The 14760-nt window shown below is 40.5% G+C and carries 12 protein-coding genes; 11 read left to right on the top strand and 1 reads right to left on the bottom strand.

Annotation, left to right across the window (positions count from 1 at the left end; translation table 11 throughout):
* Positions 1-172: 172 nt before the first annotated feature.
* From icmF to pyrG, 4 genes are all read left to right on the top strand, one after another.
* Entirely contained in the window at positions 173-3439 is a 3267-nt protein-coding gene (icmF, locus tag J2S17_RS05595) for a fused isobutyryl-CoA mutase/GTPase IcmF (RefSeq protein ID WP_307472737.1), read from the top strand.
* Between the two features lie 180 nt (positions 3440-3619).
* Complete coding sequence (locus J2S17_RS05590) at positions 3620-3796, top strand: hypothetical protein (RefSeq protein ID WP_307472736.1); 177 nt, start codon at positions 3620-3622, stop codon at positions 3794-3796.
* Between the two features lie 208 nt (positions 3797-4004).
* Positions 4005-4550: a DNA-directed RNA polymerase subunit delta gene (rpoE, locus tag J2S17_RS05585; protein WP_307472734.1), complete on the top strand. Its 546-nt coding sequence runs from the start codon at positions 4005-4007 to the stop codon at positions 4548-4550.
* Positions 4551-4793: 243 nt separating this feature from the next.
* Positions 4794-6395 (top strand): CTP synthase, encoded by a 1602-nt coding sequence (gene pyrG, locus J2S17_RS05580; protein WP_307472733.1) that lies wholly within the window; start codon positions 4794-4796, stop codon positions 6393-6395.
* A 94-nt stretch (positions 6396-6489) separates the two neighbouring features.
* On the opposite strand, the gene J2S17_RS05575 is transcribed toward pyrG, so the two are convergent.
* A complete protein-coding gene (locus tag J2S17_RS05575) occupies positions 6490-7017 on the bottom strand; it encodes a DUF2529 domain-containing protein (RefSeq protein ID WP_307472731.1) in 528 nt (175 codons plus the stop codon).
* A 185-nt stretch (positions 7018-7202) separates the two neighbouring features.
* Between J2S17_RS05575 and J2S17_RS05570 the strand changes: the two genes are divergently transcribed.
* The 7 genes from J2S17_RS05570 to J2S17_RS05540 all read left to right on the top strand — a co-directional run bounded on the left by J2S17_RS05570 (position 7203) and on the right by J2S17_RS05540 (position 14457).
* On the top strand, positions 7203-7571 hold the full coding sequence (locus tag J2S17_RS05570) for a response regulator (protein WP_307472729.1): 369 nt from the start codon (positions 7203-7205) through the stop codon (positions 7569-7571).
* A gap of 229 nt (positions 7572-7800) precedes the next feature.
* Positions 7801-8658 (top strand): class II fructose-bisphosphate aldolase, encoded by an 858-nt coding sequence (locus J2S17_RS05565; RefSeq protein ID WP_307472728.1) that lies wholly within the window; start codon positions 7801-7803, stop codon positions 8656-8658.
* A 583-nt stretch (positions 8659-9241) separates the two neighbouring features.
* Positions 9242-10528: a UDP-N-acetylglucosamine 1-carboxyvinyltransferase gene (gene murA, locus J2S17_RS05560; RefSeq protein WP_307472726.1), complete on the top strand. Its 1287-nt coding sequence runs from the start codon at positions 9242-9244 to the stop codon at positions 10526-10528.
* 102 nt (positions 10529-10630) lie between these two features.
* Positions 10631-11593 (top strand): class II fructose-bisphosphatase, encoded by a 963-nt coding sequence (glpX, locus tag J2S17_RS05555; protein WP_307472724.1) that lies wholly within the window; start codon positions 10631-10633, stop codon positions 11591-11593.
* Between the two features lie 380 nt (positions 11594-11973).
* On the top strand, positions 11974-13242 hold the full coding sequence (rho, locus tag J2S17_RS05550) for a transcription termination factor Rho (RefSeq protein WP_307472752.1): 1269 nt from the start codon (positions 11974-11976) through the stop codon (positions 13240-13242).
* 156 nt (positions 13243-13398) lie between these two features.
* On the top strand, positions 13399-13605 hold the full coding sequence (gene rpmE / locus J2S17_RS05545) for a 50S ribosomal protein L31 (RefSeq protein WP_307472750.1): 207 nt from the start codon (positions 13399-13401) through the stop codon (positions 13603-13605).
* A 237-nt stretch (positions 13606-13842) separates the two neighbouring features.
* The gene (locus J2S17_RS05540; protein ID WP_307472722.1) at positions 13843-14457 is read left to right on the top strand and encodes a thymidine kinase; all 615 of its coding nucleotides are present in this window, start codon (positions 13843-13845) and stop codon (positions 14455-14457) included.
* Positions 14458-14760: the final 303 nt, after the last annotated feature.

The following is a 14760-nucleotide window of genomic DNA, read 5'->3' as shown; positions in this document are numbered from 1 at the left end:
CTTGTCGGGGCTGGTCGAGCCACTTACGCATTCTGATAGTCCAGCTGCAGTGGCTAGCCCCTCGAGGTCTTAAGTCACAAATGAATTGAAGGGAAGGCACCTTCATTTCATTCGCGCCTTAAGCTTGTCGGGGCTGGTCGAGCCACTTACGCATTCTGAGGAGGAGATTTATATGAGTACTGTTGAGGTTTATAAACCGAAGAATCATGTTCGTTTTGTGACAGCTTCAAGCTTGTTTGATGGTCATGATGCTTCGATTAATATTATGAGACGTATTATTCAAGCGAGTGGTGCGGAGGTCATTCACCTTGGCCATAACCGCTCTGTTGAAGAAGTGGTGAATGCAGCCATTCATGAGGATGTTCAAGGAATTGCCATGTCTTCCTACCAAGGCGGGCATGTGGAGTACTTTAAATATATGTACGATCTATTGAAGGAAAAAGGTGCTTCTCATATCCGAATTTACGGCGGCGGCGGCGGTGTCATTATCCCGAAGGAAATAAAAGAACTTCATGAATATGGAATTGCACGAATCTTTTCGCCGGAAGATGGGCGTAAAAATGGCCTGCAGGGCATGATTAACCAAATGCTTGAGGAATGTGATTTTCCAACATTCACAAGAGAGGTAGAGGATCATGTTGAGAAACTGCCTATTGGTGATATCAATAGCGTTTCAAGACTGATTACGGTTGCAGAGCATCATGTAAGTATGGAGCCAGAGCTTGCAGCTGCGCTTGATCAAGTAATGGATAAAGTCAAAACGTTAGAGAAGAAAGTGCCAGTCGTAGGTATAACTGGGACAGGTGGCGCTGGAAAAAGTTCTTTGACGGATGAGTTAATACGCAGATTCATTCATGATATTCCAGAAAAGAAAGTAGCCATTTTATCAGTTGACCCGACAAAGCAAAAAACGGGTGGCGCATTGCTTGGTGACCGCATCCGTATGAATGCAATCTTTAATCCGCGTGTGTATATGAGGAGTCTGGCGACAAGGCAGTCTAAGAGTGAGCTTTCACTTGCTATAAAGGATGCCATTTCGGTTACAAAGGCAGCCGGATTTGATTTAATCATTGTTGAGACTAGTGGTATCGGTCAAGGGGATGCACAAATTACAGAAATTTGTGATGTCTCGATGTACGTAATGACAAGTGAATTCGGTGCTCCATCTCAGCTTGAAAAAATTGATATGATCGATTATGCGGATTTAATCGTCATTAACAAATTTGAACGCAAAGGCTCTGAGGATGCCAAACGTCAAGTTCAAAAGCAATATCAGCGCAGTCATATGCTGTTTGAAAAAGACCTAGATGAGATGCCTGTATATGGGACGATTGCAAGCCAATTTAATGATCCGGGGACAAATGCTGTATTTGCCAATCTTGTTGCAGCAATCAATAAAAATACGGGCACTGATTGGGTATCAAGCTATGAAAAAAATGCCCATGTAGAAAAGCAAAATGTAATCATTCCTAATGAACAGCGCTATTATCTGCGTGAAGTGTCAGAAACTGTCCGCAATTATCACAAAAAGGCAGAAGAACAAGCAAACCTTGCAAGAAGGCTATTCCAGCTTGAAGGAGCGATTCTTGCTGTAGAGGAGGATCATGCGGATGAAGGTGTACTGCAATCACTCGCAGTGATAAAAGAGAAAACTCGCTCGCAATTGACAGCAGAAACGAAGGGAATACTCGACGGCTGGGAAAGCCTTCAAGAAAAATATTCTGGTGAGCAATTTATAACGAAAATCCGTGATAAGGAAATCGTAACAGAACTAAAAACAAAGAGCCTTTCTGGATTGCTCATTCCAAAAGTCGCTTTGCCAAAGTATAAGGATTACGGCGAATTGATTCGCTGGGTTTATCGTGAGAATGTACCAGGCTCATTCCCTTACACTGCAGGTGTATTTCCGTTTAAACGTGAAGGGGAAGATCCGAAAAGGCAATTTGCTGGGGAAGGGACACCGGAAAGAACCAATCGCCGTTTTCACTATTTATCAAAAGATGATGATGCTAAACGATTAAGTACGGCATTCGATTCTGTTACATTATATGGTGAAGATCCAGATTATCGTCCTGACATATATGGAAAAGTAGGCGAAAGCGGTGTAAGCATTTGTACACAGGAAGATATGAAGAAGCTATACGCAGGATTTGATCTATGTCATCCATCTACTTCAGTATCAATGACTATAAATGGCCCTGCTCCAATCATTCTAGCAATGTTTATGAACACGGCCATTGCCCAGCAGATGAAAGTGAAGGAAGACGAACTAGGACGAAGCTTGACAGACGCAGAAGCTACTGAGGTTAAGAGCTTCACTTTACAAACAGTAAGGGGCACAGTTCAAGCGGATATATTAAAAGAAGATCAGGGGCAAAACACTTGTATTTTCTCAACTGAATTTGCCTTGCGTCTGATGGGCGATATTCAACAATATTTTATTGACCAAAAGGTTCGAAATTATTATTCTGTCTCGATTTCCGGCTATCATATTGCGGAGGCGGGTGCCAATCCAATTTCACAGCTGGCCTTTACGCTGGCAAACGGATTCACCTATGTAGAGTATTATTTGAGCAGAGGGATGAACATTGATGATTTTGCTCCAAATTTATCCTTCTTTTTCTCAAACGGACTTGATCCGGAATATACCGTCCTTGGACGTGTAGCCAGGCGTATTTGGGCAACAGTAATGAGAAGTAAATATGGTGCAAACGAAAGAAGCCAGAAGCTTAAGTATCATATCCAAACATCTGGACGTTCATTGCATGCTCAAGAAATTGACTTCAATGATATTCGGACGACATTGCAGGCGTTAATGGCATTGCAGGATAACTGTAACTCTCTGCATACAAATGCTTACGATGAAGCTATTACAACACCAACAGAAGAATCAGTTCGACGTGCGATGGCCATTCAAATGATTATTACGAAAGAGCATGGCTTAGCGAAAAATGAAAATCCCCTTCAAGGGGCGTTCATTATTGATGAGCTAACAGACTTAGTAGAAGAACAAGTGCTTCAGGAGTTTGAGCGGATCAATGATCGAGGCGGAGTCCTTGGTGCAATGGAAACGCAATATCAGCGTGGGAAAATCCAAGATGAGTCCATGCATTATGAAATGAAAAAGCATACAGGTGAATTACCAATTATCGGTGTAAACACTTACCTGAATCCAAATCCTGCTTCAGAGGAAGACATGGATAATATGGAACTTGCTCGCGCATCCAAGGAAGAGAAAGAAACGCAAATCCGCCATTTGCGTCAGTTCCAGGATGAGCATAAAGATCAAACGTCTGCAGCGTTAACCCGATTGAAGGAAACAGCTGTTAGCGGAGGCAATATATTTGCGGAATTAATGGAAACTGTTAAGGTCGCAAGCTTAGGACAGATCACCAATTCTTTATATGAAGTAGGCGGACAATATCGTCGCAATATGTAATCGTTATATAGGCTTGCAGCTAGTTGCTGCAAGCCTGCATTGCGCTAAGAAAACCAGTATTTTTAAATACTGATTTTATTTCTGCCATTCATTGATATATAATCAAATGGAATTTCCTTTATAATGAAATTTATTATTGAAGTGTGGCTCCATGGATATTGATCGCAGGATGTGAGCAAGGTGAAACTTTTATTTTTCGCGGTGGCAGTGATCGGCTTTTTCATCGGATTTTATTTTCTCTATAAGAGTCAGCTCGGGGCGATTCCTTTCTTTTTATTGTCCCTTTTTTTTATGTGGTTGGCCTTTTTTCAAGTGAAAAAAGCTATGAGAGAAGATAAAGAAGGCTGTAAAAAGTAGGAAAACTTCACATAATAACTAGCATAAACACTAAAAAGTTGTTTATAATGAAGAATATGCATTCTTTTGCCAAAAAGTTTAAGAATGAAGTGACTATTTTTTTGACCATAGGATTTTAAAAAAATTGATTGTATGCACCTGTCATTGATTGCAATCTATTTTTTTTTCGCTAATAAATAGCGTTACATAGGGAAAGGACGTGTTAATCTTGAATTTAAACGGACACACAAAAGCAGAATTAAAAGAAATGTCATTAATAGAGGTTGCTCACGAATTGTTAGTGACCAAAAAGGAACCAATGGCATTCCAAGATATTATGAAAGAACTCACCAAAAGGTTGGATCTTTCTGACGCTGAAGTTAAATCGAAAATTGCACAATTTTATACCGACTTGAATATAGAAGGCCATTTTATTGGACTTGGTGATAATCGTTGGGGACTGCGTGCTTGGTATCCTGTGGAGCAATATGAAGAAGAAGTTGTTTCCGTAATTAAGCCTAAGAAGAAAAAGGCGAAAAAAGTAGTTGCAGATGATTTTGATGAAGAAGAAGACATCGACTATGATGACTTAGATGATTTTGATGAGGATTTAGAAGACGATGATGTGGATGATTTACTGGATGACAGTGATGACGACGATTTGGAAGACGATGATTTAGAAGATGATGAAGATTTAATTGATGAGGATTTAGATGAAGAAGAATTAGATGAAGATGATGATCTTGATGAAGACGAAGAGGATGAGGTTAAATAATAGCCTTGACTTTTTTCTTGGAGCCTTGTAGAATCATTTTTGGGCTCCTTTAACAAGGAACGATCATTTATTGATACGCTAATAGCGCTCCCTTACTTTCGATAGTAAGCGGAGCGCTTTTTATTTTTTTTATGAGTGTGAGTGCAGCGCTTAAGAATATTTAGCTGTTGAACAAAACAATTTTTTTGGTCTTAAACAAAGCGTTTAATGCACAAACTACGTATAGTTAAGGGGGAATTTTCAATGACAAAATATATTTTTGTTACTGGTGGCGTTGTATCGTCATTAGGAAAAGGTATTGTGGCGGCATCATTAGGCCGTCTGTTGAAGAATAGAGGCATGAGTGTAACGATTCAAAAATTTGATCCATACATCAATGTGGACCCAGGTACGATGAGTCCTTATCAGCATGGTGAAGTTTACGTTACAGGCGATGGTGCTGAAACAGATCTTGACTTAGGACATTATGAGCGATTTGTTGATATCAATTTAACAAAATACAGCAGTGTGACAACTGGTAAGATTTATTCAACCGTTCTACGTAAAGAACGCCGTGGTGATTATAATGGCGGTACAGTCCAAGTCATCCCGCATGTAACAAATGAGATTAAAGAAAAGGTCTTCCGTGCAGGTCATGAAACGAATGCGGATGTCGTCATTACTGAAATTGGCGGTACTGTAGGAGATATTGAATCTTTGCCATTCCTTGAGGCGATTCGTCAAATTAAAAGTGATATCGGCCGCGACAATGTAATGTATATTCACTGTACTCTTGTGCCTTATATCAAAGCAGCTGGCGAAATGAAAACAAAGCCAACTCAACATAGTGTGAAGGAATTAAGAAGCTTAGGTATTCAGCCTAACGTCGTTGTGGTACGTACCGAAATGCCTATTTCACAGGAAATGAAGGACAAGCTGGCATTATTTTGTGATATCGATAAAGATGCAGTTATTGAGTGCCGTGATGCAGAAACATTATATACCATTCCGTTGGCTCTTCAAGAGCAAGGGCTGGACCGCATTGTATGTAAAGAAATGAAATTGGATTGTGAAGAAGCGGACATGACAGAATGGAAGCAGCTGGTTGACAAAGTTCTACATCTGACAAAGAAAACAAAGATTGGTCTTGTTGGGAAATATGTTGAGCTGCAAGATGCTTATATTTCCGTAGTAGAAGCATTAAAGCATGCAGGATATGCACACGATGCTGAGGTTGAAGTAAAATGGATTAATTCTGAAAATGTAACGAAAGAAAATGTGAACGAACTGCTTTCTGAAGTGGATGGCATCCTGGTTCCTGGTGGTTTCGGAGATAGGGGAATCGAAGGTAAAATTCTTGCGACTCAGTACGCGCGTGAAAACAAGAAGCCGTTCCTTGGCATATGTCTAGGTATGCAGCTTGCTTCTATTGAGTTTGCAAGAAATGTATTAGGGCTTGATGGAGCGCACTCTGCTGAAATCAACCCTGATACAAAATACCCTATCATTGATCTTTTACCAGAACAGAAGGATATTGAAGATCTTGGTGGTACATTAAGACTTGGCCTGCAAGCATGTAAGTTAGAAGAAGGCACACTTGCTTATGAAGCTTATCAAGATGAAGTCGTATACGAGCGTCATCGCCATCGCTATGAGTTTAATAATCACTTCCGTCAAGATATGGAGAAATTAGGATTCGTCTTCTCTGGAACAAGCCCAGATGGCCGTCTGGTAGAAATCATTGAGCTTAAGGATCACCCTTGGTTTGTTGCATCTCAATTCCATCCGGAGTTCACTTCAAGACCAACGCGTCCACAGCCGTTATTCCGTGACTTTGTTGGCGCATCACTAAAAAATAATGAATAAATGAATGTTAAAAAGACGACTCACTTTCTCATGAGAGATGGTGAAGTCGTCTTTTTTTTATCGGATTGATGCTTTCACGGACTGGAAGAACCTATTAATAATCATTTATGATTTCATCTATGGTGAATTTGATTCCGTGGTAAATGAATAAAGCCGCGATAGAGGATGGATAGCCAAAACGATTTCCTTCATCGTCAGGGAGAAGGCCTTTATTTAATTGCAAATCAATATGCACATCAGCTAGCTGTGACAATTGATATTCACCCTCTACTGATTTGGCACTGATCGATGCAAAAGGAATGAATCGACCTGAAAGGTATTCTGCTAAACGAATAGCTTTTGGATGATTGGACTCTCTTGTAATTATTAAAAACCGATCGGTGTCTGAAATCTCTTCAAATGACTGATCTTCATTCCAAATGGCTGCAGATTGCAGAGGCTCTTGGCCAGCAGTTGCCTCAAAGCTAACTGCGCTCATTTCATCGGCTCCGTATATATATATTTTTCCAGAACCTGCTGCTGCTTGAGCGAGCAGACGGGCGCTATCTTCAATTGCCTCTTCCTCCTTTTCATGCAATTTTTTAAAGAGGCCGAAAAGCTGGGTAGAAAACATTTTTAACAAAATTTGCTCCTCCTTTACTATGTATGTGATTTAATTATATTGAAATAAGAAGCAAAGGTAAAATTAAGATATTTTAAAAAAACAAGGCAGGAAATTACAATTTGAAGTCGAATTTAACAAAAAGGAGTATTGAGTGGTTAAACGGTTGTAAATAGAAGAGATGACAAAGGAATGAGAGGTGCTTTATGAAAGGGAAGATATTAATTGTCGATGACCAATTTGGGATAAGAATTTTACTCAATGAGGTCTTGCAAAAAGAAGGGTACGAAACGTTCCAGGCAGCTAATGGTGTCCAGGCGCTAGATATCGTTTCTAAACATTCTCCAGACCTCGTGCTTCTCGATATGAAAATTCCGGGAATGGATGGAATTGAAATATTAAAGAGAATGAGAGTAGATAATAAAGATATAAGGGTTATTATCATGACCGCTTATGGAGAGCTGGATATGATCCAAGAGGCGAAGGATTTAGGTGCACTAACGCATTTTGCCAAGCCGTTTGATATTGATGATATTAGAGCGGCTGTGAAGAAATATTTGCCGGTTCCTAAATAGTGCAAAAAAAGTTCTTTTTTCATGAGGCCTGTTTTTAAGCAAGAGAAAAAACGACCGAATCATAGCATTTAGCGTTTCATTTTGGTATGATAACAAATGGAATTTCAATGAATCGTAATCGTTTTACTATGTTTAAAAGGGGTACATAATCATAAATAGTAAGGGTTAACCTTTAATAGTAGTGGAGCATTGGTAAAAACGACGATCATGATAAAGGAGGAAGTAACATATGCCTTTAGTATCTATGACAGACATGCTAAAAAAAGCAAACGCAGAAGGCTATGCTGTAGGTCAATTTAATTTAAACAATCTAGAATTCACTCAAGCCATCCTTCAAGCGGCTGAAGAGGAAAAGTCACCTGTTATTCTAGGTGTTTCTGAGGGTGCCGGCCGTTATATGGGCGGTTTTAAAACAGTTGTAAAAATGGTCGAAGGGTTGCTGGAAGATTACAAAGTTACTGTACCGGTAGCCATTCACCTTGATCACGGTTCAAGCTATGATAAGTGTAAAGAAGCGATTGATGCTGGCTTTACATCGGTTATGATTGACGCTTCCCATGATCCTTTCGAAGTGAATATTGAAACGACAACTAAAGTGGTTGAATATGCACATGCAAAGGGTGTCTCTGTCGAAGCAGAGCTTGGAACAGTTGGCGGGCAAGAGGATGATGTCATTGCTGATGGCGTTATCTATGCTGATGCAAAAGAATGCGAAGAGTTAGTGAAGCGTACAGGCATTGATTGCCTGGCTCCAGCACTTGGATCTGTCCATGGTCCATATAAAGGTGAACCTAATCTTGGTTTCACTGAGATGGAGGAAATCAGGGGGCTAACTGGTGTTCCTCTTGTCCTTCATGGAGGTACTGGAATCCCTACAAAGGATATCCAAAAATCCATCTCTCTAGGAACAGCAAAGATTAACGTGAATACAGAAAATCAAATTGCGTCTGCGAAGAGAGTTCGTGAAGTATTAGCAGCAGATGAAAATGTGTATGATCCACGCAAATATTTAGGACCAGCTCGTGAAGCGATTAAAGAAACTGTCGCTGGAAAAATGCGCGAATTCGGTTCTTCAAGTAAAGCATAAGCATAACCAGCATCGGAAACCGTCACAAATTGGGCGGTTTCCGTATTTTTACACGATCAAATATTGGTAATTTTTGGATATCTTATCTTTGCTCTTCGTTTTCCATGCTCGTCCGCTTGACGGGTGTTTCTTTAGCTGTTTCCCATCGAATCAATGGCCACTTGAATGAACTTCTACAATTCTATTCCAAATGATTTACATCATTGTAACAATTTTATTCGCACGTACATGGTGATGCAATATTCGTGTAAACTATAATTAAAAGGTTTTGGCGAAGTGTGGTAAAATATTTCCTAGGTATGGAAGCTTTTTAAAATTGGCAAGACATGTTAACATAAAGATGCTTAATTTTCCAACATAAAGACTACAATGGTAATGAAGCCGAAGAAGGAGAATGCGTTTTTTAGCCTGTGTTTATTTAAATACGGGATTCGGTTGTTTGGTTCAAAACTTAAAGAAATCTATATCGATAGGCTGAATGTACAGAACGATATCTTAACAATAGGACAAGCTTATACGTGCTAAATGAAGAGAAAAGCGGTCATTAGGGCAGCTTTTCTAACGGCTTAGAAGGGAGTTCAAAATGGAAAAGCTTATGATTGCAGGCGGCCATCCTCTAAAGGGAACAGTTAGAATCAGCGGAGCAAAGAACAGTGCTGTGGCACTTATTCCAGCAACAATACTGGCGGATTCGCCTGTAACAATTGAAGGTTTACCTGATATTTCTGATGTTCAAATATTAAAAGGGCTGCTTGAAGAGATTGGTGGAACAGTAGATTTTGCAGATGGGGATATGACTGTCGATCCGTCCTCCATGATCTCCATGCCTTTGCCGAACGGAAAAGTTAAGAAACTTCGCGCTTCCTATTATCTGATGGGTGCCATGCTTGGTAGATTTAACAAAGCAGTGATCGGCTTGCCTGGAGGATGTCACTTAGGACCTCGTCCAATAGACCAGCATATTAAAGGCTTCGAGGCATTAGGTGCCAGTGTTACTAATGAGCAAGGTGCCATATACCTTCGTGCGGAAGAGCTGCGTGGAGCCCGCATTTATTTGGATGTCGTAAGCGTGGGCGCCACGATTAATATCATGCTCGCAGCTGTAAGGGCCAAGGGCCGTACTGTGATTGAGAATGCAGCAAAGGAACCTGAAATCATCGATGTCGCTACATTGCTGACAAATATGGGTGCAAAAATAAAAGGTGCTGGTACGGATGTGATCCGTATTGACGGTGTAGAACATTTACATGGCTGCCAGCATACCATCATTCCTGATAGAATTGAGGCAGGTACATACATGGTTCTGGCTGCATCCTCAGGTGATGGCGTATTAATTGATAATGTCATTCCTCATCATTTAGAATCTCTTATTGCAAAGCTACGAGAAATGGGGATCCAAATCGAAGCCGGAGATGATCAAGTATTTGTCGGTCCTGCAGAGAAAATGAAAGCAGTCGACATCAAAACGCTTGTCTATCCTGGTTTTCCAACTGATTTGCAGCAGCCGTTAACCTCATTGCTAACCGCAGCCGAAGGGACTAGCATGGTGACGGATACAATATATGGTGCCCGCTTTAAACATATTGATGAGCTAAGAAGAATGAATGCCAATATTAAAGTAGAAGGTCGATCAGCCATTATTAATGGTCCGATCACGCTTCAAGGTGCCAAAGTGAAGGCAAGTGACTTAAGAGCTGGTGCAGCGCTTGTGATTGCAGGCCTAATGGCCGAAGGAGTGACTGAAGTAACCGGTCTCGAACATATCGATAGAGGCTACAGTCATTTAGTTGAAAAATTGAATGGACTCGGAGCAACCATTTGGCGTGAAAAACTCTCTGATCAAGAAATAGAGCAGTTGAATAACGCTTAAGGGAAAAACGAGGAACAAATTCAACAAAGACAACACATCAATTTTACTCGAAGTCTTTTAATTTCGAGTTAAAATAGAGCTAAGATTGGGGAGGAACAACTAATGGAAAGAAGTTTATCAATGGAGCTCGTCCGTGTAACAGAGGGTGCGGCACTAGCGTCTGCCCGCTGGATGGGACGCGGCATGAAAGATGAAGCAGATGGAGCAGCAACGTCTGCAATGAGAGACATATTTAATACAGTGCCGATGCAGGGAACGGTTGTAATTGGTGAAGGTGAAATGGATGAAGCACCAATGCTATACATTGGTGAAGAGCTTGGAACGGGCAATGGACCTCTTGTGGATATTGCAGTGGATCCAGTTGAAGGGACAAGCATTGTTGCATCTGGTGGATGGAATGCGCTAGCAGTTCTTGCTGTCGCAGACAAAGGCAACCTTTTAAATGCTCCTGATATGTATATGGATAAAATTGCAGTAGGACCAGAGGCAGTCGGTAAAATTGACATCAATGCACCGATTATTGACAACTTAAGAGCAGTAGCAAAAGCAAAAAATAAAAATATTGAAGATGTTGTTGCAACCGTGTTGAACCGTGAGCGACACGAACATATCATCAGCGAGCTTCGCGCAGCAGGAGCAAGAATTAAATTAATCAATGAAGGTGATGTTGCAGGTGCGATAAACACTGCTTTCGATCATACAGGTGTTGATATTTTATTCGGATCAGGCGGAGCGCCAGAAGGTGTGCTTGCAGCAGTAGCATTAAAATGCCTCGGCGGAGAGCTTCAAGGAAAATTATTGCCGCAAAATGATGCTGAAGTTGAACGCTGCATCAAAATGGGCTTAGACGTAAACAAAGTCCTACTGATGGATGATTTAGTTAAAGGTGATGATGCCATATTTGCCGCAACAGGCATCACTGATGGAGAGCTTTTAAAAGGTGTTCAATTTAAAGGATCTCATGGTTCCACTCATTCTGTAGTTATGCGTGCGAAATCAGGCACGGTTCGTTTCATTGAAGGAAGTCACAGCTTCAAGAAAAAGCCGAACTTAGTTATGGAATAAGAATGGGCAAGGCCGGATTTATTCCGGCCGATAGCCTCAAAAAAAATCAAAACTCCTTCCAACATGACCTTTCATCAAAAAAAGAAAAAAATTACAGTTGCCTAAACTCATAAATAAGAGGTAAAATAAAGATTATTTTATATATTGGAAAGCTAAGCTAAAAAAGTACAGGCGAATATAGCAGATGAAGCTTGGTAAACTATTAGCTGCTCTCCGTGATTTTCCTCCTTATAAATGAAGAAAATTTTTGTACTCTTCAATTACTTCAGGAAACCTCAAAAAATAAAATCTTTCCTTTTTCCAACCATAGTATTTGTTCGCTTTTAAGGTATATTTGCATATGGGGAAAATGATTGAAAATTCTAAAGAGTGGTGTCGAAATGGGATTAAATATTTCTAGTTTAGAAAATATGAAGTTGAAAGAGCTTTATGAGCATGCTCGCGAATATAAAGTTTCTTATTATAGCAAATTATCAAAGAAGGAATTAATTTTTGCCATCTTAAAAGCGAGAGCGGAGCAAGAGGGCTATTTCTTCATGGAAGGCGTTTTGGAAATTATTCAGTCTGAAGGCTTTGGTTTCTTAAGACCGATTAACTATTCACCGAGTTCAGAGGATATTTATATTTCTGCCTCACAAATCCGCCGCTTTGATTTAAGAAACGGTGATAAAGTATCTGGTAAAGTACGTCCGCCGAAAGAAAATGAGCGTTACTTTGGTTTGCTTCAAGTGGAAGCGGTAAATGGCGATGATCCAGAATCGGCAAAGGAACGTGTTCATTTCCCTGGATTAACTCCGCTTTATCCAGATCGTCACATGAATTTGGAAACGTCAACAAAACATATTTCTACGCGCATCATGGATCTGCTCGCTCCAGTCGGCTTCGGTCAGCGTGGTTTAATTGTTGCACCGCCTAAAGCGGGTAAAACGATGTTATTAAAAGAAATTGCCAATAGCATTACAACCAATCATCCCGATGCAGAGCTGATCGTCTTATTAATTGACGAGCGTCCAGAGGAAGTAACGGATATCGAACGTTCTGTCGCTGGCGATGTAGTCAGCTCCACTTTCGATGAAGTGCCTGAGAACCATATTAAAGTCGCAGAGCTTGTATTAGAGCGAGCGATGCGCCTTGTTGAGCATAAGCGGGATGTAGTCATCCTAATGGATAGCATCACAAGACTGGCAAGAGCCTATAACCTGGTCATTCCGCCAAGCGGAAGAACATTATCGGGTGGTATCGACCCAGCTGCCTTCCACCGTCCAAAGCGCTTCTTCGGTGCGGCTCGTAATATTGAAGAGGGTGGAAGCTTAACGATTCTTGCAACTGCACTAGTCGATACAGGCTCTCGCATGGATGACGTTATATATGAAGAATTCAAAGGAACAGGCAACATGGAGCTTCATCTTGACCGTCAACTTGCAGAAAGAAGAATCTTCCCTGCCATTGATATTCGTCGTTCAGGTACACGTAAGGAAGAATTGTTGATTCCTAAGGATCATCTTGATAAACTATGGGCAATTAGAAAATCCATGACAGATTCCCCTGACTTTGTAGAAAAGTTCATGCGTAAGCTAAAGCAAACGAAATCCAATGAGGAATTCTTTGCAAATTTAGCTGAAGAGATGAAGGCAAAGCGCTCACATTAATAATGGAATTAAGTGGAATAAACTAATAAGAAAACCTTTATTGCAAATTACGCTGGTACTTGTTATAATAATTCCAGTATGTTTTTGAAGATTACGGGTAACCGTAACTATATAACTCTGTCTCAGAATGATTCAGGGCGGAAGGAGATGAAAAGAATGAAATCAGGAATTCATCCTAACTATAAAAAAGCAATGGTGAAATGTGCATGCGGCAACGAATTCGAAACAGGTTCTGTTCAACAAGAGATCCGCGTTGAGACTTGCTCTGAGTGCCATCCATTCTATACTGGACGTCAAAAATTCGCTGAAGCTGGCGGACGTGTTGATCGTTTCAACAAAAAATACGGCATGAAGCAGCAATAATTTTAATAACAACCAAAACAGGCAAGTGCAGTTTCTTGCCTGTTTTTTATTTATGGTAAGACCGATTCTGTTTAAGTCCTTGGAGTATTTTGAGGCTTTTAGGCGACCTATGCATGTCGGATAAGAAAAACATTCATGAGACATCCTAAAAGTTAGCTTCAGTATGCATCGGGGATTAAGTCGGTAAGCTAACAACTAGATACCACTTAGATTTATTGGGAAGGAGAGAGGCCGTTCATGTATGTAATGAATCACCATGGATGGGTAGAAGTGATTTGCGGGAGTATGTTTTCTGGCAAGTCCGAAGAGCTAATTCGCCGTGTCCGGAGAGCTCAATTTGCCAAACAGCAAATCGCTGTATTTAAACCACAAATTGATAAACGTTATAGTGAGGAATCAGTCGTTTCTCACAATGGCTCCTCTTTTATTGCCCAGCCTGTTGCACACTCAAGTGAGATTTTTCAATTTATCTCTTCTGATATTGAGGTGATTGCGATTGATGAGGTTCAATTTTTCGATGATGACATTATCCATGTTATTCAAAAACTTGCGAATAACGGTCATCGTGTTATCGCCGCAGGCCTTGATCAAGACTTCCGCGGAGTACCATTTGGAAAAATGCCTGACCTAATGGCCATTGCAGAGCTAGTAACAAAGCTTCAAGCCGTATGTGCGACCTGTGGCTCACCTGCAAGCCGAACGCAAAGGCTGATCAATGGTAAGCCAGCTTCATTTGATGACCCAGTCATTCTAGTTGGAGCATCTGAATCGTATGAGCCTCGCTGTCGCCACCATCATGTAGTAGGAAAATCAGCTGGTCACATACAGGAAGATAAAGTGACGAATACTTAAAGAAAAATCTGCTTGGCTATAGTCATGCAGATTTTTTGTGGTTTTAAAGCTGTAATTCTTCCTGAAAAGATCATTTAAATCCAATGGTTGTCTGCGATTTGGAAATGGTCAACAACATAATGAAAATTAACCCACATATTGGAAAAAACGAATTAAGCAGAAAAACGTCGGAATAATGCTGAAAAACGTCGGAAAAATCATTACTCTCCGAAATAAACGAAAATTCCTGCTGAAATATTTAAACCTTTTATATAATGAGCAAAAACCGATAAATTAAATCCTGCAGATAAATGGTGGAGATAA

The organism is Cytobacillus purgationiresistens (genome assembly GCF_030813235.1).
GTDB classification, from domain to species: Bacteria; Bacillota; Bacilli; order Bacillales; family Cytobacillaceae; genus Cytobacillus; species Cytobacillus purgationiresistens.
The sequence above is the reverse complement of the archived record's forward strand: the minus strand, read 5'-3'. Positions and strand labels throughout refer to the sequence as shown.

Coding starts and splice junctions, on each gene's coding strand:
- rpmE (WP_307472750.1), top strand. CDS start 13,399: ATGAAATCAGGAATTCATCCTAACTATAAAAAAGCAATGGTGAAATGT.
- murA (WP_307472726.1), top strand. CDS start 9,242: ATGGAAAAGCTTATGATTGCAGGCGGCCATCCTCTAAAGGGAACAGTT.
- J2S17_RS05565 (WP_307472728.1), top strand. CDS start 7,801: ATGCCTTTAGTATCTATGACAGACATGCTAAAAAAAGCAAACGCAGAA.
- rho (WP_307472752.1), top strand. CDS start 11,974: ATGGGATTAAATATTTCTAGTTTAGAAAATATGAAGTTGAAAGAGCTT.
- glpX (WP_307472724.1), top strand. CDS start 10,631: ATGGAAAGAAGTTTATCAATGGAGCTCGTCCGTGTAACAGAGGGTGCG.
- J2S17_RS05540 (WP_307472722.1), top strand. CDS start 13,843: ATGTATGTAATGAATCACCATGGATGGGTAGAAGTGATTTGCGGGAGT.
- pyrG (WP_307472733.1), top strand. CDS start 4,794: ATGACAAAATATATTTTTGTTACTGGTGGCGTTGTATCGTCATTAGGA.
- icmF (WP_307472737.1), top strand. CDS start 173: ATGAGTACTGTTGAGGTTTATAAACCGAAGAATCATGTTCGTTTTGTG.
- J2S17_RS05570 (WP_307472729.1), top strand. CDS start 7,203: ATGAAAGGGAAGATATTAATTGTCGATGACCAATTTGGGATAAGAATT.